This is a genomic window from Klebsiella sp. CSG-1, assembly GCF_056521145.1.
In genome coordinates, this window is record NZ_JBWNLD010000016.1 from 40,906 (window position 1) to 61,748 (window position 20,843).

Annotated in this window: 20 protein-coding genes; all 20 read right to left on the bottom strand. The window is 57.7% G+C overall.

All coding sequences use genetic code 11. From position 1 onward, the window contains the following. Positions 1-76: 76 nt before the first annotated feature. Positions 77-700, bottom strand: a complete 624-nt coding sequence (gene excA / locus AC007G_RS25460) for a plasmid IncI1-type surface exclusion protein ExcA (RefSeq protein ID WP_064357957.1) — start codon at positions 698-700, stop codon at positions 77-79. A gap of 65 nt (positions 701-765) precedes the next feature. Next, positions 766-2,910 carry a DotA/TraY family protein gene (locus AC007G_RS25465; protein ID WP_064357955.1) on the bottom strand — a complete coding sequence of 715 codons (2,145 nt, stop codon included), beginning with the start codon at positions 2,908-2,910 and terminating at the stop codon, positions 766-768. Positions 2,911-2,951: 41 nt separating this feature from the next. Continuing rightward, entirely contained in the window at positions 2,952-3,533 is a 582-nt protein-coding gene (gene traX / locus AC007G_RS25470) for a conjugal transfer protein TraX (protein WP_064357954.1), read from the bottom strand. Then, positions 3,530-4,726, bottom strand: coding sequence for a conjugal transfer protein TraW (traW, locus tag AC007G_RS25475; protein ID WP_064357952.1), 1,197 nt, complete (start codon positions 4,724-4,726; stop codon positions 3,530-3,532). The genes traX and traW overlap by 4 nt, the downstream gene beginning before the upstream one ends. Positions 4,727-4,735: 9 nt before the next feature. Further along, complete coding sequence (locus AC007G_RS25480) at positions 4,736-7,783, bottom strand: hypothetical protein (protein WP_064357951.1); 3,048 nt, start codon at positions 7,781-7,783, stop codon at positions 4,736-4,738. A 9-nt stretch (positions 7,784-7,792) separates the two neighbouring features. Next, entirely contained in the window at positions 7,793-8,356 is a 564-nt protein-coding gene (locus AC007G_RS25485) for a hypothetical protein (RefSeq protein WP_064357949.1), read from the bottom strand. Positions 8,357-8,399: 43 nt separating this feature from the next. Further along, positions 8,400-8,801: a DUF6750 family protein gene (locus tag AC007G_RS25490; protein WP_032440588.1), complete on the bottom strand. Its 402-nt coding sequence runs from the start codon at positions 8,799-8,801 to the stop codon at positions 8,400-8,402. A 55-nt stretch (positions 8,802-8,856) separates the two neighbouring features. Continuing rightward, positions 8,857-9,390, bottom strand: coding sequence for a conjugal transfer protein TraQ (traQ, locus tag AC007G_RS25495; RefSeq protein ID WP_064357947.1), 534 nt, complete (start codon positions 9,388-9,390; stop codon positions 8,857-8,859). 9 nt (positions 9,391-9,399) lie between these two features. After that, positions 9,400-10,119, bottom strand: a complete 720-nt coding sequence (gene traP, locus AC007G_RS25500) for a conjugal transfer protein TraP (RefSeq protein ID WP_064357945.1) — start codon at positions 10,117-10,119, stop codon at positions 9,400-9,402. A 6-nt stretch (positions 10,120-10,125) separates the two neighbouring features. Then, a complete protein-coding gene (gene traO / locus AC007G_RS25505; protein ID WP_064357943.1) occupies positions 10,126-11,454 on the bottom strand; it encodes a conjugal transfer protein TraO in 1,329 nt (442 codons plus the stop codon). A gap of 3 nt (positions 11,455-11,457) precedes the next feature. Beyond that, entirely contained in the window at positions 11,458-12,561 is a 1,104-nt protein-coding gene (locus tag AC007G_RS25510) for a DotH/IcmK family type IV secretion protein (RefSeq protein WP_479466717.1), read from the bottom strand. Between the two features lie 10 nt (positions 12,562-12,571). Beyond that, a complete protein-coding gene (locus tag AC007G_RS25515; protein ID WP_196548568.1) occupies positions 12,572-13,240 on the bottom strand; it encodes a DotI/IcmL/TraM family protein in 669 nt (222 codons plus the stop codon). Between the two features lie 73 nt (positions 13,241-13,313). Continuing rightward, positions 13,314-13,667: a hypothetical protein gene (locus AC007G_RS25520; RefSeq protein ID WP_064357942.1), complete on the bottom strand. Its 354-nt coding sequence runs from the start codon at positions 13,665-13,667 to the stop codon at positions 13,314-13,316. Positions 13,668-13,700: 33 nt separating this feature from the next. Then, positions 13,701-16,916: an LPD7 domain-containing protein gene (locus tag AC007G_RS25525; RefSeq protein ID WP_064357941.1), complete on the bottom strand. Its 3,216-nt coding sequence runs from the start codon at positions 16,914-16,916 to the stop codon at positions 13,701-13,703. 17 nt (positions 16,917-16,933) lie between these two features. Continuing rightward, positions 16,934-17,200 (bottom strand): IcmT/TraK family protein, encoded by a 267-nt coding sequence (gene icmT / locus AC007G_RS25530; RefSeq protein WP_032440577.1) that lies wholly within the window; start codon positions 17,198-17,200, stop codon positions 16,934-16,936. Beyond that, positions 17,197-18,384: a plasmid transfer ATPase TraJ gene (traJ, locus tag AC007G_RS25535; RefSeq protein ID WP_081042498.1), complete on the bottom strand. Its 1,188-nt coding sequence runs from the start codon at positions 18,382-18,384 to the stop codon at positions 17,197-17,199. Before traJ ends, icmT begins: the two co-directional genes overlap by 4 nt. Then, on the bottom strand, positions 18,362-19,180 hold the full coding sequence (locus AC007G_RS25540; RefSeq protein ID WP_064357938.1) for a type IV secretory system conjugative DNA transfer family protein: 819 nt from the start codon (positions 19,178-19,180) through the stop codon (positions 18,362-18,364). The genes traJ and AC007G_RS25540 overlap by 23 nt, the downstream gene beginning before the upstream one ends. Further along, positions 19,177-19,644, bottom strand: coding sequence for a DotD/TraH family lipoprotein (locus AC007G_RS25545; RefSeq protein ID WP_032440575.1), 468 nt, complete (start codon positions 19,642-19,644; stop codon positions 19,177-19,179). The genes AC007G_RS25540 and AC007G_RS25545 overlap by 4 nt, the downstream gene beginning before the upstream one ends. A gap of 22 nt (positions 19,645-19,666) precedes the next feature. Continuing rightward, the gene (locus AC007G_RS25550; protein WP_064357937.1) at positions 19,667-20,146 is read right to left on the bottom strand and encodes a lytic transglycosylase domain-containing protein; all 480 of its coding nucleotides are present in this window, start codon (positions 20,144-20,146) and stop codon (positions 19,667-19,669) included. Positions 20,147-20,158: 12 nt separating this feature from the next. Beyond that, a complete protein-coding gene (locus AC007G_RS25555) occupies positions 20,159-20,527 on the bottom strand; it encodes a hypothetical protein (protein ID WP_136129316.1) in 369 nt (122 codons plus the stop codon). Positions 20,528-20,843: the final 316 nt, after the last annotated feature.

The window sequence follows — 20,843 nt, forward strand, 5'->3', positions numbered from 1 at the left end:
GATCAGGGATGCAGAAACTGAAAGCCCCCGGGAACCGGGGGCGGTATGGTAGAGGGGACGTTAACGCGACGGGGTATCAGGTGTAGCTGAACACCGTCAGACCGGTCTCTTTGCGGGCGGTACGGGCACGCTCATGGGCCTTCTGAGGGAACTGCAGGTCGGCATACTGCCGGTGCTCCATCGCACAGATGACGTCATACAGCGCGGCAGAATATTTCTCACCGCCCGGTGCATCGACGCTGACGCTGGGGAGTTCCGGGTTTTTGGTTTTGAGGGTGATGACATCGCCCTTATACGCCACCCGCGTCCAGCTGGACATGTCCATCCCCATCACATCGTATTCTCCCTTGCGGCGCATACTGACGTAGAGCAGGGTTCCCCGGATGGCATCCACACCCAGATAGGTCCGGTTGCCCGAGATGATGACGTTCCCTTTCTGCGGCATAAACTCCTCACCACTGACGGCCGCCACCACGCTGTTCAGGGCGCGGCGGCGTTTTTGCAGGGTAAACTGCCGAATGATGAACGGTGCGACAAAAAGAGCCCAAAATATTAGCGCTATTTCCCCATCACCATCTTCTGAAGAAATCGTGTGGAAGAAGGCAAAAAACAGGCATATCGGGAGATAGATCATCGCGGCCCAGAATTTTAACAGTGACACGAAGGTCTCCATGCCGGTACGTTCCCGCTGGCTTGCCATAAGCAGTCCTCATTGTTAATTCATGGTTAAATTATATCATAACCTGTTGATCCGGAGTATGTTTCTCACCCCTTAAATCCATCCTTGTCCCCGGGAGTACGCTCTTTAGCATCCATTCCCGGGATGCGGCCAGGGTTAACCGTACGCCCGACGCCGGCAAAGATATTCGAGACCGAATCGCTCAGGCCGCTGAACAGTGAGGCCCCTTCACGCCCGCCCAGGAAGCCGATGACGTAATCCGGAATGACGACCAGCATCGAGAACACCTTGGTGGCCACGGTGGTGCAAATCCTGGCATAGATAAGCAGCCAGCCGACGGCGGTAAACAGGCCGGTCCAGGAGTCAATCTGTGCGTTGGCCAGTGCCGAGGCAAACAGCAGGTTCAGGATCGTACCGGCCGCCACGATAGCTACAGAGGCAAAAAAGAAGGCCAGCACCATCAGGCTGGGGCGCAGCATCATGTCGATAAGAAAGACATAGCCGTAGGCCGCGCGGCTTCCCCGATCCTCTTCGGTGCCCAGGTGCGTGGCGGACCACATCGGGCCGGCGGCACAGCCAACCAGCACGCTGACGGACCAGTTCAGAACGCCGGTCATCCAGTAGATGAACGGGATCGCTGGCAGCAACACAGACAGACTGAAGCCCGCCGAGAACAGGATCAGCAGCAGGAAGTAGAACGGAGGGGACAGCGCCTGCACCACCGCCGCGACTGTAGCTTTCCAGCCGGTCAGTCCGTTCGTGATTCGTCCCACGATATTATTACCGCTCCATGCAATCGACCCCTGAATGGTCACATAGGCCGTCAGGGCCGTGCCGACCGTGTCCAGGGTGTAGTCCCCGATGGCTTTCATCTTAAGCAATGGATTAACCTGTTCACTGCTGTTATCGGTTTGTCCGATATTTTTCGTCGCAATATAGTTGGTCAATTTTTGCATCGGGCTGTTAAACAGCCCGACGAACACCGATTTCGGATCTTTTGCCCGCCCCGTTTCGATGTCTTTCTTGCTGGTCTGGGTGCCGAGTGCTGCAGTGTAGCTGCTGTTCTGCAGCTGGGCGTTGTAGGCAGCGAACACCTGCTGGTAGAGGTCGGTGTTGCCCATTTCCCCCAGTCCTGTCGGCCCGCTGACGGTCGGTGCTGATTTACCTACGTCGGAGGTCTTGGCGTTCGCGGTCGCAAACGTCTGATACCAGGCACCCAGGGCGATCCAGCCGTAGGTTTTCATGTTGCTGGTCAGACTGCTCTGCAGGGTGTCTTCATAGTCAATCTGATTGAGTGCGGAGTTAATGGTGTTCTCATAGGCGGTTGCTGCATTCTGGATGGTGGTTTCGGCATCGGTCAGCGTACCGGAGTCATCATCACGTTTGCTGATATAGGTACTGACAAACGTCTGCGCGGCGCTGTCGAGGGTCGTCTGCATGGTTTCCAGCGCGGACTTTTGCGCATCAACAATGGCGTCGGTATCCACATCGGAATCAAACAAGACCGACCAGCTGCTGCTGCGCGTGGTCGTGGGGATTTTCGCGGTCCCGCAATAGGCGCTGCCGTTGCTGGTTTCATAACTGCCGTCACTGCCGGAGGTGCTCATCTCTGACGTGCTCGCTGAGCCGGCATCGTCGTAGAAGCCGCTGAGCTGTTCGTTGATGGCATACTTGCACAGGTTCATCTCAAAAATCTGCTGGGCTGCATCCCTCGTCGAGCTGGCGACGGGTTGCGTGACCAGTGAATACCCGTCATCCATCATATCCACAGCTTTGTTTGTCAGCAGATTGGCGCCGCCCACCCCCATGATGGAGGCCGCCCAGAGCATGACCAGCTGCGAAAGCGACCAGCCGCTCGTTGTCGGTACCAGGGTGATGAACCCGACAAAGGACATGAGGGGCGCCATCGCGGTGCGCGTACTGCCGAAGACTTTGCCGGCATTACCCGCTTTGACAATGCTTTTGAGGGTAACCGTCAGAAACCAGAACAGGGCAATAGCACAGATAACACCGTTCAGGATACCGAAGAGGGAACCGATAACGGTGGTATCTGTTGAAGTAAAGGGCGACGTCACCACGTCGCCAAAGATTGTAACCAGCGCCTGGCGGGAGAGGTCACTTGAATTTTCAGCAGCGTCACGAATGGTGCTGTACGTCACGTCATCGGCCAGCGCCGGCAGTGAGACGAGCAGCAGCAACAGACCCTGCAGGGGCTGCTTAAATAGTTTCATAGAAAACCTGCGCGTAAATGAGTAAGAACAGAGGGATCCGTTCAGACAGGGTTCAGGGCGTCTTTGATCCAGTGTGCGTGGTGGAGGAAATCGCTGAAGCGTCCGCCTTCTTCGTCACTGACGCGACGTTGCTGCAGCTGCCAGAGGCGGTACTGACATATCACCACTTTAAGTGCCGCCAGACTGGCCAGCGCGGCGAAGATCACCACAAAAATAATCGCCCGCCAGAACGTCATCGGGGGCAGGGTGGACGCCGTCAGCAATATCATACTCATCAGTACGGGCGTCAGGACCAGGAACAGTCCGGCGACCACCCACCACAGTCGCTTGAGAAAACGATACTTCCACAGCAGCTGCGGCAGACTGTAGCCACTGGCCTGGACAGCCTGTTCAAATGTCAGCTTCTCGCGTTTTTCCTCGCGCGCCTGACGCCGGAAGGCCTTCAGCCGGGAGATACTGGTCTTCACGGACTGGCTGACGTCCGCCCCCATACGGCGCATGTCGTTAATGGGCGTTAAAATCGAGACCGACAAGGAAAGGGCCTTGCGGGCCCTTTTTACTGCCGTTGAACGCAGCGCCTGTCCGGCCGCTTCGGTCTGGTCATCATGGGCATTGTGTGTCATTTGGCGACGCCTCCGCTGATTTCCTGCATCAGTGCCTGCAACTGCGGGCGATATTCCCGGTCAGCCGCCAGGGCGAGTTGCTGGCCGGCGATAATGTTGCTTTCCCTGAGCTGGTTCTTAATGCCGAGCTGCAGATAATTTGACAGTGACTGTACCCGGATCAGTTCGCGCATCAGGTTATCGCCATCCATTGCCTGCAGGTCTTCCTGGTAATCGGTATTGGCATACCGGCGGCCGACTTCGAAACTTTCAAACTCGCGGGCTGACATCTGGTAGTTGCTTTTGGCCAGATCTGACGCGGTGTCATCGAAATACGACCTGGCGGATGCATTTTCCAGCACTTCTTTCAGCGCGGTGGTCGTGCTGCTGTTGGGTTTACTGTCCGCAATCATCGATAACTGCGGTTGCTGGGCGGCACTCTGAATCGCCTTGTACTGCGTCAGCAGGCCCTGGTACTGCCAGCCGGTTTCATTCTTGATTTCTCCCTTGCCGAGCGTGCGCCCGGGACTGTGTTTCGCGCTGTTCCGCATGTACGCCATCCCGGCATCGATCTGGTCATCACTGAAGGTGAGTTCCGACTCTTTACCCGCGGCACCGGCACCGTCATAGAGCGACTGGACCTGGATGTCGCCGCCAGGCATGTCGGAGGACACCGACTGGCACAGCGCGGTGCCGCCATACACCGCGTATTCGGCACTGGTGCAGTAATTCGCGTGAATGGCGGCGCTGCGGTAATCATCCTGCGCGGGGAGAACCGGCGCGGAAGCCACGGCTTTCTGAATGGCCGAGTTGCTGATCCCGCTTCCTGACGCCAGAGAGGACGCGGTGGCCCGGGCAGTATTATGAACCTGATGCGCCACGCCGGACGCCGATTCGCTGCAGATGCTGTCCGGCACGCTAAAGCTGGCGCGTGCCTTTTCCAGACGTTCGGTTTCACGGCCGAAATTGTCCGCCTGACGTTGTGCCTGGAAGCCTTCTGTCAGGGTCGCCGTGTTTTTATCGCTCGCCTGGGTAATGGCGCTGCCGATTTCCGTGTTGGTGGTCAGGATTTCTGCCAGCGTGGTTTGCATCGTTGTCAGATGGGGCACAACCTGGCTTGTGATCGGCACACTGGAAACAACGCTAACCGGGTAGGCAGCAAGAGCCTGTCCGCATGCGATGGACAATGCGGCGGCTAAAAGTTTTCGTTTCATGGATTCACCTCAGAGGCGGTAACCGCGTTTTTCGATAATTTCCCGGGCGAGATGGCGGGTGACGTTCCCGGCGTCCTGTTCGCCGGCCTTCTTGCGACGGAATTCAATGACACGCTGAGCCGAACCGTGCTCAAAGTTTTCCGCCAGAATGTCGCGCGCGGTGGCGCCATCCAGTTCCTCATACAGATAATCCCGAAGGGCGGTGTCGCCCGGCGATGAACTCAGCGCCCAGAGTTCTTTCGGGCCCGCGGTGTTTTTCAGAATGTGGGCGATGCGACCGGCTTTCGTGCGGAATACGGCAAGAAAGCTCGTCCCGCTGCCATCAGCGGCCGGGCCTTTCGGTATTTGCATGAACTTCCGGATGGTGACTTCCGGTACCTGGAAGTGGTCGACAAGCGCCCGTTCATCTTCGGGGCGGCAGTGCATGAGATACACCGAGTTGGCCGATTTCAGGATCGTGTCAGGGAAGTCGGTCAGGTACTGTGAGCACAACACGGTACGGATACCAAATTTACGCTGTTCACGGTCCTGCGTTTCCAGCATCGGGAAGATGAACGGCACGTCCGAAGCGTTGTGGAGTTCGTCGTAGTATTTCGACTTCACTTCCTGGTCAAGCTGATCCAGTTTTTCCATGTGCATCGGCCGGTACATCTCCGGTACCGCGGCCATCAGCTCTTTACGGTACTGCGGCAGGATGAAGTCTCCGCCGCTCACCTGGCCGGCGAAGAGGTACATGATGCCAGTACGCAACTGCCCTTCAGCACTTTTATCCCCGACGACATTATTCAGGTCGATGGCAATAATGCGGGTGGCCGGGTTAATAATGAACCGGGTCCGGCCGGCCAGCATTTTATAAGTGTTACAAGCCTGGCCGATCACGCGGGCGACATACTCTGTCAGCAGCTCCCGGGAGTTATCACGAAAGACGTTGCCGAAGCTCGCTTTGATCTCCGGGCTGTTGATGTACTCGCTCATGTCGGAGAGTTCCGGCACGGCGAGGAACTGTGCCAGTTGGGCCTCTTTCACGTAGCCGGCGCTGAACAGCATGTCGCGGACGTCATACCAGGGACAGTCGTCCCACCATTCCTCGTCATACCGGGTCCAGAGGCCGGACGCTTTTAACGCCCGGGTGATCTCCGGCGATGCGCCGTCTGAAAACTTATTGGGGCTGGTTTCATCCTTATCGCGATAGGCCATCGTAATCACCCGCTCCAGCAGGACGTCGATATCGCGGGAGTTAGGCGGCAGACCGGTGTTGGAGTCAATACACATCGCGGTCAGCATGCTTTTCATCCAGGTTAGTTCCGGGGCGATGGGGTAACGGGCACCCAGCTGGATGTCCAACATATTGCGGCAGTGATCGCTGTGATTTCGCAGTGCCCAGCCGATGGCTTCATCCTTGCGTTCCGGGGGCAGGCTGTCCCGGATAAGCTGGATTTGTCCCTGGGCGCTGTAGCCCTTATCGACAACCGCGATAAAGGGCAGTTTTTGCTGGGCGTTGCACACAATGGCATTGCTGAGCATGTTCATGATGAGCGACTTACCCGAACCGGGTTCACCGACAATCACCTCGGTGTGCTTATTCTGCTTAGCTGACGCCAGCCCCACCGGAATGATTTTGCCGTCAGGGGTCGGGAAAACAATCGAGGCATCATCGGACCAGGCTGACGCGGGCCGGCTTAACGGCAGCAGGCTGAGCGCATCTTTCAGCGGTGGATACAGGTTGTGTGGACCACCACCGGTCCGGGCCGCCAGTAACGTTGACGCCCAGGCACGGTAGGGATTACCAAACGTACTGGTCACCTCACAGACGCCCCAGCCCTGAAACGCTTTGGTCAGCAGGGTGAGGTTCAGCGTTGCCTCTTCCTTCGTTTCTCCCCAGGTTGAAGCCACTATCGTCATCACACAGACCGGATCGTGACTGTCGCGCTTCTTCAGTTCTTCCACCGCCTCCCAGATGGGGCGCAGTGGCGGGATATAAGCGGTATATGTGAGCAGGGTGCCTTTCCATGACAGACTCTTCAGTCCTCCCGGCATGACGTCCATGCGAATACGGTACGGTATGGAGCGGGGGATCCGGGCTTTCAGCTGAGCGAAGGTTAATAGCTGCTGTGGGCCCATCGCCACGGAGAGCGTGGCGTGCCACATGCCGTTAATGTTAATGAAGTTGTTTTCGGCGTCGGCATCCACGCCCATGAGCTGGTAGTTCAGCCAGGGGGCGAAGAGCGGTGAAGCGTCTTCCCGGTTACGTTTTCCGTGAGGCCTGACGCGATCGGACGCCAGTACCGGCCGGTAAGTTTCATCGGTGCCCTTTCTGTCCACCTGGCGGCGAATTTCCCGACCGAGCTGATGGACATCCATCAGGTCGATAAGCTGACCATCCCCCCCGTCAAAAAGGGCGGTTTTTATCGTGTTGAGAAAGGCGTCATGGCGAATTTTCAGCCCTGTCAGTTCGGAGAACGCGGGGACCTGGCCAAACTGCGTGCCGGGCGCTTTACTGACGAGTCCGCTGATCCGACGCATGTCGCCTTTCAGCTCCTGAGGCGAAAGGGTTTCTCGCCCCGTCCAGCAGGTCAGCCAGACGCGTTCACGGCTTACCCACGGGGAAATTTTGGCGATCTTTTCATCCAGAATGTCCGCCATGCTCACACCAGTGCGGGCAATGGAGCGGTACTGGTGTGCCAGCAGGCGCTTCAGTTCCGCATTGCCCTGGTTGGGGTCATTCTCCATCACCATCGAGATTTTGTGGCCCGTCGATTTAAAATCCGTGGCCATTGCCGTGGCCACTTTATTGATAAACCCGTCAAAACTGAATTTCTGACTGGCGGGGGCGTCCTCGTCCATTTCACAGAAGCCACCCTGTACCTCAAAAGTAGAGGCATAATGGCCGGCGTCGGTAACGGCGATAAAGGGGACCTGCATATCCGGATAGAAGTTGCGATCTGACTCCGTCAGATTGACGATGGTCCGCAGGTCGCAGTAGTCCGGCATTGCATTAGAAACCGTGTGCCGGCTGACCGAGGTGATGAAATCTTCAACCGCATTCATTAATGACATATATAGCTCCTACAGCCTGGGGAGTGTGAGAGTGTTCAGCAGGGCGTCCGCGTCCATGCCGGCAGGCAGCAGCAATGTGAGATCGCTGAACACGGTGGCCGGCAGGACCAGATGACAGCCTGCCAGTCGCTGACGGAATGCCCGCCGGTCATCCGGGTGTAAGCGTGACATCACCGCCGCAAATTCAGCCGGGCGGGACGTATCCCAGGCGCGTTCGGTTTCCCGTTTGTGGCGGCGCATCCATAGCAGCACCCGTTGCCCCTGTTTTTTCGCGTGACTGTTGCCGGCGATGGCCGCGATACAGGCGATCCGTTGCAGGTTCACGACGTCTGCGGCATGAAGCCCCGGTAACCAGCACAGGTCGCCCTGGTGTGCTGACGCCGTGTCCAGGTTGTGGCTTATCCAGCAGACTGCACAGACCGCGTCGTTCTCTGCTTCACGGAGCCGGAAAAGCCGCCGGGCGGGCCACCGGCACCGTGAGCAACATTCAGCATTTACCTGAACCGGTGAGGGCGGCGTGTCATCACCGCTGACATCCAGCCAGGCGACATCATCAACACCTTTTTGTGTCACTGAGACCTCCGGAGGGCAGCACGAAGGCTGCCCGTTGTGATGATTAGCTACCGGAACCGACGGTGACTTCGGTCAGACCCACCTGGCTCTGCGAACGGCGAACGATTTCACCCAGCCCGATGAGGAAGATCCCGACAACCCAGCCGATAATGATGCCTTTGGTGGTGATGTGCGGACTTTTCTCCTTGTTCTTCATGGCGATGATGGTCGCAAACACGATCAGTACGCCGACACCTTCGGCGAAAACCAGCGCGTCTTTTTCCACATCGCTCATCCCGCTCGCCCCCTCATCAACCATGTCGGTCAGGGTACCGTCAGCGAGGGCGCTGAGCGGGGTTAACGCCACCAGGCTTGCCATACCGGCAGTGAATTTACGTTTCATGGAATGGCGCAGCTCATGTGCAGTGATGGAAGCTTTTAAGACACGATCGAAGATTGCAGACATAACGTCTCCTTATAGGTAGTTTTGGTTTAAATGTTCCGCGAGAGCGGAGGACAGACTAGAGAGACAGACCAAGGCTGGTCTGGATAGCATCGAGCAGTGTCGGGGCGCAGATAAGAAACACCCCGGTAATGAATTTCACGGCGCCGGTTCCCACATCTTCACCGGCTGACAGACCGGTGTGGCCGTCTTTCAGTGAACGTTTGATGCGCTGTGTGCCGGACAGTGCATAGGCTATACCCAGCGTCTGGAGAAGCGTCAGCAGGGCATTGGCCGCATCGGCACCCTGACCAAAGGTGTCGGTGGAAACATACGAGACCTCATCAAAGGTGACATCAGACCAGCCGAGCTGGGCGGCCCCGGCATTGATTATCTGGGACAGCCCTATCAGCATGCCGCCGAGAATGACGACGCCGATGATTTTTCCCGTACCGTTGTGGCCCGGCACCTGGCGGGCCAGTCGGGCCTCTTTGGTCAGTGCGAACATCACCCCATAAATGCCAAGCACAACGGCCAGGGCGAAGATGAACCGGTTACCACTGGTGTGGATCGCACTGGCCAGGTTGACCAGTGCCGTCAGGGCATCAACCATGTATCCCCCTTAACGGATCACGCCTTCAGTCGTGAATACCTGGCGGTTTGCCGAATCGATCCGGATGATGTTGACTTTACCGTCAGCCAGGGTATCGCCCTCACGGACGGCCCAGGTTTTGTTTTTCCAGAAGATCCACGCCGCACCGTCCTGGACTGAACTGACCTTCATGCCCGACGTCAGCAGGCGCGGGCGATGGGGGGCGGACGTTGCGGTATTGACCTTCTCCACCTCCAGTGTCGCCACCCGTGACTTCAGGATGTTGATCTCCTCCCGATACTGGCTCTGCAGCTGCTGCGCGGTGGCCGCCTGCTGCTGCAGGGTTTTCACGGTGTCGGACAGCCGCTGGATGGCTGTACGGTTGGCTTCCGCGTAGGTTTTGACACCGTTCACCATCGTGGCCACTTCCTCTTTCACGTTATCGCCGGCCGGCGGGGACAGTGTTGAGGACATTGACCGGTTGTCTGGTTGTGAGGCTGCCGGAGGAACGTTTTCAAAGCCGGCCGCCGCATTCAGCTCATCCTGTGAAGACGGGGTAGCTGTGCCAAAGAGATACCAGATGGCCAGGGTGGCGGCGATGAGAATGCCGATAAGCCAGGGACCATTCAGTCCCATAACATACTGTTTCTCCAGAATAAGATATTTCAGACTCGGTTTCTCATGCTGCACGATAGCCGATATATCTGGCTGATCATCCTTGTCTGTGGCGGGATGATTAAATTCATTCATGTTGTTTTACTCCGACGTGTTTTCAGGCTGTGACTGGGTCCGGATGCGTGACTGCGTTTGTTCCCGTAGCTGTGCGAGCGTAGGGCTGACCGGCGAAAGTGCGTTGTCGGTATGGCTGTCCTGCGGGGTGGCCGTGTTGCCGGTGGTGTTCTGACCGCGAGGCTTGATTTCATCGGCCGTGGTGACAGCAGCCATAAACTCGACATAAACGGCCTGGCCGGCATCCACCGTGACCTGAGTCGGTGAAATTTTGGCAGCGTCCGACTTCAGTACGTCAGCAGCATTGGATGCGGCGCCACCGGCTACCACGCCGGCCACCGCCTCGCCATCCGGTATCCCGGCATGGCTGGTCACCGTGCTGTAGCCGTTGGTCAGGATCTCGGTATTGGCATCCGCATAGAGGTCACCGGCTTTACCGATGCCGGCAGCAATCGACGGCAACAGGATGCGGGACATATAGTGGTGATTCACGTCAGTGGCCACATTGGCCATGAGCGTGTCGTCTTTCAGCGCATAGGCGTCAACACGGTAGTTTTTGCGGTTCCAGTACATGGTTGTCATGTGGATCACCATGCCGTCCCCGCCGAGTTGTGCCTGAGAGGCTTTCAACACCGCCCCCTTATAGGGGCCGGTATAGAGCCTGACGACCGCCGGCGAATGGTTGTTGTCGGAATCAATACCAAAATCCACTGAGCCGGGCACACGTGTATAAGCCGGGATCAGCTCGATGACCGGGGCCGTGCTTTCCCCCCCGCCAGATAAACCCCCGCCGGTTGTCCGGGGCATGATGGACGATGTCCAGTCAGCGTAAGCCGATTTGGCCTGACTGCCTTCGGCGGCAGCGCCCGGCTCGGTTGCCACGGCCAGAGAGACCTGCTGCAGATCCGGCGACTGTGCCGACGTGTCCATTGATGCGAGGAGTTTATTCAGGGCGGCCTGGTCTGACTTACTGAGGCCCTCGTCCTTTTTCTTCTCCTGCTGTTTTTCCTCGTGAGCGGGCTTCCGCTTTTTCTCTTTCGGGGGGGCTTCCACGGTATGCACCGGGGTGCTCCCGCCTACCGGGATACTGGCTATAAAACTGGAATTATCCGCCCGTGCGGCACTGGCGCCCTCCCGGTTGTATTCGTGCAGGAGCTGACGGTACTGCTCAGTTTCTGCACTCTGGTGTTTCCCCGCACTGGCAACGTTGGTCACATTGATACGGGAAGGTGTCGGCGCCGGGGCAAAGAAGTGGTTCCAGAGCAGGTAGCCCCCTCCGGCAACGCCGGCACAGACGAGGGCAGCCAGCCCGACCAGTAATGTCTTATCGCGACTTGCGTCATTTTCGTTGGCCATGCTTCACTCCAGAGTAATGTTCAGTGCCTGAGAACGCCCCATCACGGAGAACGTCACATAGGGCGTGACCGGGAGCTTAAAGAGGTGCATCCCGTCAGCGGAGGACAGCGTCTGATCAAACTCATCGACTATCTCAGCGCGCGTCCGGATAAAGAGGTCGTCGCCCAGCTGCCAGACGGTGGTATCAGGCACCTGCCCGGTCGCTTTCAGGCGGTGTGCCTCCCTCGGGGGCGTACCATCCAGGAAGGCCTGAAGCGTGTTGTCGTAAAGGCCGATTTTCGATTCCGGCGCGGCCATCGGGCTGGCGGACGGTCCCCGCTGCGGAATGCGCAGATCCAGACGGTTATCGACGGTCCACACCCGGGACTGGCTGTCGGTGTCACCGCTGGTGACTTCCACCGAAATCGGTACGGACAGGCCTTTCAGCAGGACGGTAATGCTGCCGCTCGCATAGGGCCGTTTGGCCACAATGGTGACGATGGGTGAGTCCGGGATGTAATACACATCAAAGTCCTTCGTCATCGGGTTCGTCGGCTTGCCTGTCACAGGCCAGGGGGCGCCCGTAGCATCGGTAAAACTCAGGTTGCTGGGATGGTTTACCGCTGTGCGGACCAGAGGCAGACTGGAACCCGGTGACAGATTCACCGTCTGCGCACTGATGCGGGGTACCACCGTCATCGCCGGGGAAGCCAGCGCCCGGTTGATATTCTCTTTCTGCCCCCGCAGTTGTCGGACTTCATCCGGTGTCAGGGGCGCAACCTGCTTCTGCGCGGCACTGTACAGCGGCGAAGGCGGCGGGAGTTCGTCACTGCCTGGCGTCGCCGCCGGTGCCGGGTCCGTCTGCGAACTGGCCTGTGGCGCGGCGACTGTTGATGCAGATGGCGGTGCGGCCTGAGTGGTTTCTGGCGCTTGCACCGGCGGCGCCGGTGGCTGTTCAGCGGGCTGCGGCGGTAATCCGGCTTTATTCATCAGCGCGGCATCCTGTTGGGGGCCGTCAGTGACCAGTATCGGATCGGCAGAGTTAGGTACCACGGTCTGTTGAGTCTCCACCGCCCCGACGTTGCAGCACATCACGGCGAGTAAAGAGAGTGCAAAATACTGTTTCATGCGTTCTCCGTTAATGACTGGAAGTCATGATGGTCTGCCTGACCTCCAGGCCGAGGGGCTTTTCCCGTGGATCGGTTTGCTGGATAGTCAGCTCGATGATGTAATTCGCTGCAGGCAGGCTGCGCTCCTGGCCATCGAGCTTCAGGGAGACGGGATACTGAACCCTGACGGTATAGATCCCGTTAATAATGCCCTGGCTGTGTACGACCCCCGGCGAGACGGTGGTGGACAGGTTCATGCGTTGATCGCGCACCATCTTCAGCACGTTCGAGCTCGTCAGCGCCTTGTAATAATCGGCGTATCCCTGATTGGTAAAGCGCGTCATCACCGATGTCATCTGCTGACGGTAGTGAACGAAGTCCATCGTGAAAGCCCGCTGGATGGTGTCGGCGCCGAAGCCAGCAATGTCTTCCATCGACCAGGCCGGTTTGTTCAGCGGATAAATCGGTGTGACACGGCCGCTTTCCGTGGCGAAGTAGTGATTATCCGGGTGATACACTTTCCACAGCGTCACACCGCTGAGGGAAGTGGTGAGCAGGAACGCGGTGCCCAGAATGAGGTTTGATGTCAGCAGCTTACGGGCGAAGGTCGCCCCCAGCGCCTGCTCATTCTGCAGGCGAATGGCTTCGTCGTAGACCTGTTGTTCCTGCGCTGAAAGCGAACGCGTTGTCTGAGGCACAGACGAGTCTGTGCCCCCTGTCGCGGGTGTATTCATGGCGTTTTTTTCCGTAAGAAAAGGGGACGGTCGGGGGTTAGTCGGTTAACTCATCCCAGGGGTCAATACTGGACGGGATGTAACTGTTCACTTTACTGACCACGGTGCTGCAAATTTCATCCGCATAGCCGTTCAGAATGGAAGACAGGCTGCTGAAATTTGGCATGGTAATGGACAGGGTCCTGATTTTATCCAGGCAACTCTGCAGGGAGTCAGAGACATCTGATTCCCGTTCATACCAGGCTTCGGCCGCTTTTTTTGCTGTCTGGTATCCCGTGTCACTGCCTTTCTCGGCCGCGGTGGCAGCCCGGCAGGTAGCGGCCTGCAGCGAGAGGGGTGTCAGGAAGAGGGCGCATACAACCAGGGCGCCCAGTGTTTTTTGTACTGGCATAATGGATTCCTCATGAGGGTCGGGTGCTGCGTGTTACCCCGGGCGTCCGGCTCCCGGTGCGGCCTTGTGATGATGTTCTGCCCGGGGCTGCGACTTTGGGTAGTCGGTGTCGGGACGGAAAGGTTCATCAAATCCGAGTCTGGCGTGGATAGTCCGGGGTAAGGTTTCCGGATTTTCCAGCTTACCAATCAGCTTTTTGTCCGTGCCGGCCTCCCCCGCGAAACGAAAGGCCATGGCATCCCGCGCAACGGGCTTACCTTCCACCTTGTTTAAGGCCTGTCCGTATCCCACGGTTTTGAGGCCATCAGGGGTTATCGCGTTGATAATCAGACTGGCATTGCTCTGATTTCCCGTCATGGAAGCCAGGACGTGCTGGTACTGTCCGTTAATCTGCGCAATGCCCTGCAGGTAAGGGCCATGCCCTTTGACCAGGTGCAGTGCCAGCTGTCCGTCATCCCGCCAGGCGCTGACGACCGGGGTCGTGGACTGGCTATCTTTAGCTGGAAGTTTTACCGTGGCCGGGTCGCCGGCATCGCCCGTTCCCCGCCCGTCGGGCCGTATCCACAGCAGGTTATTTTTCTGCCCAACGATCGGTGGCACGTTCTCTGCCTGCACGGTGCGCAACAGACGGGCCTGTATTTTGCTGTACTCATGGAGGTCATACGCGGAGAGTGTTTCCCCGGTAGTGGGTGTCGCCGGCGGGCGAACGCGGGGATTAACCAGCGGCGTCATGCTCCATGAATTTCTGTGCGCCGTGATCTGTTCGTATCCCTGGATTTTTCCGTCCTTCATGACGGGCTGATTGACGGTGACAGGTTTATTCCCTTCAAACTTCAGACTGACGACCTGACCTTCACTGACGCGGCTCTGATTGATGGCCTGTTCCAGCTCTTTTCCCCAGACCTCCCGGACTCCCTCGCGGGTTTCGAGATGAACGTAATAGTTCATGCTGTTCCGTTCATTGAACTGGTAATGCGCCCGGCCATGCTCCAGCAGGCGCCCCTTCACGCCGTCTTTAAAGTCCTCGGCTTTCGTCGCTAAAGGTGGTTGCCCCGCCGGTTCAGAGGCCTTAACCGGCGGTACGGCCGTACCACCGGGCGGGACCGGGGAGGGTTGTTCGCCTGCCGGTGCTGGACCGGGCGCGTTTTTGCCGGGACTGGTCTGAACGGGCGCATCCGCAGGCATCACGGGCGTGGCATTGATACTGTCGCGGACATCCGGCCTGTCAGCGGCCTGCTGTTTGATCGCCTCGTTTAACATGGCCTGCTGTACCGGATCGCGCATCTGCACATCCAGCCCGTGTGATGCAATCAGCCCGATAACTTTCGTCTGAAAGGTTTCGCTGCCGGTGATCTGGATCCTGCGACCATAATGCTGCATTGCCGTGAGCAGCGCGGCCATCACCATGTCATCCTGCTTACTGGCATCCGGGGTTTCCATTGTCATCCGGTTGCCATGATCGCGAAATGCCGGCTGACCATCGAGCTTGTACAGCACGGTGTTGCTCTGCATTTCATGCGTGATGCGCTGAAGCAGGGCATTGGTATCAATTAAGGTTGATGCGGGCGCTGTCTCCGGGGTGAAGTTACCTTCGCCCGGCGCGCGGGGCCCCCATACGATGGCATTTTCAGTTTCATCCGGCTCATTCGCAGCGGTCGTCGCGTTTTCTGCCGTGGTTTTTGCTTTTACCGGTGCCGGATTGTCATCTGCCGCCGGATCTGCAGATACCTCTGGTTCCGCAGGCGCTGAGGTCACTTTCAGAAGGCTGGCGAAGGTGGGCGCCGCTGCTGCTTCCGGTGCCGCTGCTGCTTCCGGTGCAGCTGCTGCTTCCGCAGCCATCATGGCTTCATAACTCTCCATATCTGCGCTGGTATTGTCAGGCCCTTCCTGTGATACGTTGTCATACGCGGGGACCGGCTCAGGGAAGGGCTGCGCAGGTGCCTGCTTTTCAACTGGAACTGTCATTGTTTGCGTCTCCGGGTGATACAGATGTGCAGCAAGGCCGGGTGTCTCCGCCAGTACGGTTTTCAGTGAATCCAGCCCGCGAGCTGAATGGAGATCGTTGAAATCAGACAACCCTGCTTTCATTTCCTGCTCAGTAAATGGCGGTATCACAACATGTCCGTCAGGCACACGATCGGCGGCCTGTAACGCCATAAACAGTCCCTTCATTTCCTTCAGTTTTTCTTCATCCATATAGAAACCCGGATCGCTGGGGACAAAACGGGAGGACTGAATGGCAAGGTAAAGATCGTCTTTGTTATCGTTTTTCTTCAGGTCCATATCGGCCATGAAGAAGTGCGGGCTGTCGGGGAACCGCTGTCCGAATCCTTCCGCTATCGTTCTCATATTGCCGGCATCGATGGCCATCACGACCGGGAAGCCTGTCGCTGCAGTGAGGCTTCTGGCCGTCGCATACCCTTCGGCATACAAAATGGGCTGGCCATTCACCGGCATGCCGCCGGTGATAAAAAAATTGCCGGCTTTGGGCGCTTCAGAATAGAGTTTCTTTTCCCCGTCTTCGGCGATGTACTGCAGGGACTGAAATTCACCGTCCTGGTTATAAAACGGTACTACCAGTCGGTTGTTGCGGGTGACACGTAATGCCGGATCGGCGGAAACGCCTTTACGCATCAGATAAGGATGTGAGTCTGTCGCCGGGGCCAGCTGGTCATAAAGCTGGCTGGCCGCACGGGCTTTTTCCGCATAGGCCTGCTGCCGGACACGTTCGCTATCGTCCTGCGCCTGGCGGGTTGCAGCGCGAATGTGCAGCCGTGTCAGCGGGTCCGTTTCTCCCCCCTGAGCCCGCCACCGGGAAACTTCTTTTTCCGACGAACGGTGATAATTCACAAAAATGCCGGCGGGATGGCCGTCAGTGAACCCTTTATAGGCACCGCCCCCTTCCCGGTGTGATTTACCTTTTTTATCCTCTTCGACTTTGGCCCGGTGCCATTTCCCGTCCATGACGGGGAGGCCTTCCAGGATGAAACCGGCTTCCTTTAACCTGTCAGCAAACTCCACCCGGGGGTCGGCGTCACCCGTTGCCCGCGCGGAAGTATCAGGGAGCCATAACCGGATGCCTGCTAAGGCGGTGCCTTCCCGTGCATACCAGAGCTTATCGTCCGGTGACCAGCTGATATTGGGTTTGCCGTCACTGGCGAGGCCGCCTGCGGCGACGGCTTCATCTTTTTCTTCATGGGGTACTGCGAGCCACAAACGTCGGTCTGCGACCTGAGCATGCTGAGCCATACACGATACCTGCTGAATTATTCATAGAAGCGGCGATACCACCAGGGACGACCGGCCTTCCGGCTTCCCCGCACCATGTGTAGAAGACGTTGCAGCAACACCGGCCACGACCAGCCGAAATGCGCGATAACGCCGAAGAACGTCAGTACGCCCGTGCAGATCCACAACGTCATGAAGGTCGGGAACTTGCACCAGACGAGATAGATCAGGAACATCCCGACCGGGACACCGTAAACGGTCAGCGGCCGGCTGGATTCACGCCAGCGGTTTTCCACGCTTCTCATACGCAGGCCTCCATTTCCCGAAGTTCTGCAGGCGATACAACGGAGAGCATTTCATCGCGGCCAATGATGCCCTCCCGGAGCAGCGTGAAGGCTTTATCAGCGATGCGGCCTTTCTTCTCCCGCACTTTCCGGTTCAGCAGGTGGCCCCATTCGGTATAAGGCACCTGAGCCATTTCGTTTCGCAGAGGCTGGTCGAATACCAGGTATTCGCGTACCGCCTGACGTTTGCCGTCTGTGGTTCTGAGCAGACGCTGGACGATGATGTACTGCATCGTGCCCATCACATCGCGTGCCGTCGCCTCCCGGATTTCAATCGGGATACCGGCTAACAGACGGGGGATCGTTTCGCCAACGGAATCCGTGTGGAGGGTGCTCAGGCACAGGTGACCTAACAGTGCGCTCAGCACGGCGGCCAGAATGGTCTCGGTGTCGCGCATTTCCCCGACGCCGATAATGGACGGTGCCCGGCGAAGCGCCGCCCTGATGGCTTCAGCGAAGGTGGCAACATCCCGGCCGAGCTCCAGCTGTGTCGCCGGCAGCACATCGCCTTTACGGCCGATAATGTACTCCACCGGATCCTCAGCGGTGGTGATTTTGCGGTCAGGGAAGAGGTTCGCACAGTAACGGTAAATGGCGGCCAGCAGGGTGCTTTTCCCTGACCCGGTTTCACCGCAGACCAGACCAAGGCCTTTATGGGGCAGCAGTGCTTCAAACAGGTCCGGCTCGATCCCCATCGCTTCCAGCTCAGGAATGGCTGTCGGGATGACGCGCTGTGTCATGGCACAGGTGGTCAGCATGTTGGCTGCGGTTGCCTGCACAACATTGCAGCGAAAGCGCAGGCGTTCACCGCGATCGAGGCCATAGCGTTTATTCTGATCCCCATCGAGCTGTATGGCCCGGTCCTGGGGGGTTCCTCCCCGGACCTTAGCGCGAAGTTCCGGGTCAAATAATCCGTCAATAATGTCCGAGAGGATATTGTCCGGTAACGAGAAGGGCGTCACCGGTACCATCCGGCCATAGCGTTCGATGACGATGGGGTTGCTGCCCTGAACGTGAATGTCGCTGACGGCATTTTTGGCTGCCCATACCAGAAAGGCTTTGTAACTTTGCACATTAACCGCACCACCGAAATCAAACATTTCAAGATCGGAGGTGGAGGGATCAGAAGGTTTGGTGGGATTCATGGTGTGACTCCGTGTTGATGACCGGTTTCCAGTGACCTTTATTTGGATTGAACTCGGCATGCCTGCGCAGATTGCGGACGCGATCGCCTGTGACCAGTTTTTTATGGCCGCCGCTGACGCTCTGTTGTTGCTCGGTAATTTCCGGGCGAGAGATATAGCCTTCCCGCAACAGGCGTGAGTAGAGCAACATGCCCCGGTAATCCCGGGTCAGGCGGTTAAAGTTGGCCTCCAGCGTGTGATCGGCACCGTCACGTCCGTCCTGCCAGCCTTTCTCCACCGCTTCCTGCCAGATTTTCTGTTCATCACTGTTTTTGGGGATGACGCCACCTTCCTGGGCAGAGGGGGATGTCGTGCTCAACCCGGCCAGTAACCAGCGGCGCCAGGACGGCGGGTTACTGACAAAGCGTTCCGGCAGAATGATTTGGTACACGCGGCTTGCGGTGCGGATCTGATCGTCGGTGATATGCGCCACATCCTGCGCTTCGTCGATGACAGGCGGTAACCAGCCTTCCTGACTGACGAGCGTTCTGAAGTCATACAGGGCATTCAGCGCGCTTTCCCGGGCCTTCAGCGCGTTAACCAGCTCAAATGCACGTTGCGCTTTCCCGCCCCGGAATCCGATGGTGTGACCTGCTGATCGGATGACGGCGGCCCGGGCGTCAGTGATGTCACTCTCACTGTCATTGCTGATGTCCAGGTAGTGTTCCATACCCTGTGGGATTGACGGCTCGCTGTCGTCTGCCATCGCATATCCGGCGACACACAGACAGAGCAGCGCGATAGCGGTATGTTTCATCGGCGGCCCCCCGGCGTTGCTTTCACCGGCATAAACTCGACCTGCAGCAGGCCCGGATACTGGTGCAGCGTGGCACGCCAGCTGATTTGCGATTCGACAAGGCGCAGCAGATTCTGGAACGTCATATCGCGGACATGAATGTTCAGCGGTAACGGCAGGTGGACGCCGCTGTAGTTAAACTGAAGACCGCGCTGTCTGGCCAACTGGGCCAGCAGTTCGATCGCATCGCCGTCCCAGTCGAGTGAGAGGCGCGTGCTGTTAGCGTATATCGTGTCTGCCGGTAGCGGTGTGCGGATATTGATGACCTTCTCGTCCCAGAGCTGGTATTGCTGAGCTCGCACTACCGAGACGTTCTGTGACGTTTTTTCCGGCGGAACGTACGGCGCCGTAATGACGGATTTCGGTTGCTGGCAGCCGGCCAGCATGAACGAAGCCACTACCGTGGCCAGAAGCTTTTCTATCATGGGGAACCTCAGTCTGTGCGGTTTAACTGGCACGGTGCTGCCTGGCGTACAGGCGTTCGTAGATGGAGCGGATTTCTGCGGCGTAGTTCTGACGTTTTAGTTCCTGTTTCGGGTCATCTGAGAAACCGGCGTTATAGGAGCCGAGACAACGCCAGGTGTTACCACATTTTTTCAGGTGTTTTGCAAGCACCCAGGCGCCGGCCTGAACACATAAGCACGGGTCTTTTAACAGATCGTCAGCAGAAGAAATGACACCCATCGATACCAGCGCCCGGACGTTCGCCGTATTGATTTGCATGAGGCAATAATCAGAGCTGAGCAGCCTGCCGGCTTTATCGTAGTTACGGCCGACAGCGTCAGGGCGGAGGCTGCTTTCCCAGATTGCGATGGATTCAACGACGAGCGGGTTCTGGTTGTACTTCGATGCGGCATAGTTAAAACAGTAGGCCTGCGCCTGGGGCAGAAAAAGCAGGGAGCAAAGAAAAATTGCCGGCAGTTTCATGGACCCCTCCCGTTACTGATGGCTGAAGAGACGAGGTCGGGGGCTGTATGAGGTTATCGTGATTCGTGACTGTCCCCATTCAACCGTCGCGTAGAGCGACTTCGCCGAGACCAGATTATTGAGTACGCGCGGCCACTGATCGTTAAGAGACAGGTTCACCCGTTGCCGGCGCACTTTTTCCAGACCCGGGGACCAGTTGACTGACCAGCCGACAGGAATGATGCGTTGTGCGGCATCCTGAACGGTAATGTTCCGGGCGTAACCAGCGCGTTGCGGGAATGATAAAGGTCCCGGGCGCCCGTTGTAGGAAACATGGCTCAGTACCGGCAGTTGAACGTTTTGCGATACCGGAAGGGACGGGCTTCGGTAAGGTTCGATCACTCCTGGTCTGACAGGCGTTGAAGGTGGTAACGGTTTAATCAGTGCAGTAGGGGATACCGGTCGGGCCGGATTCGGTCCTGTCTGGTGAAGGCCGGTCTGGGCCTGGCTGATAGTCTGAGCGCTGTCTGCGATTAGACCATCGATGTATATGCTGGCAGGGGCGTCAGTGCTGGCTGAGTGTGAGACACAGCCAGCCAGAACTGCGGGGATAAGCAGCCCTGGAAGTAGATGTTTCATAATGATGGCTCCGACGAAACGGGGGTATTAGACCGAAACACTTAACTTGATAGAAAACAAAGTAATATACATAGATACG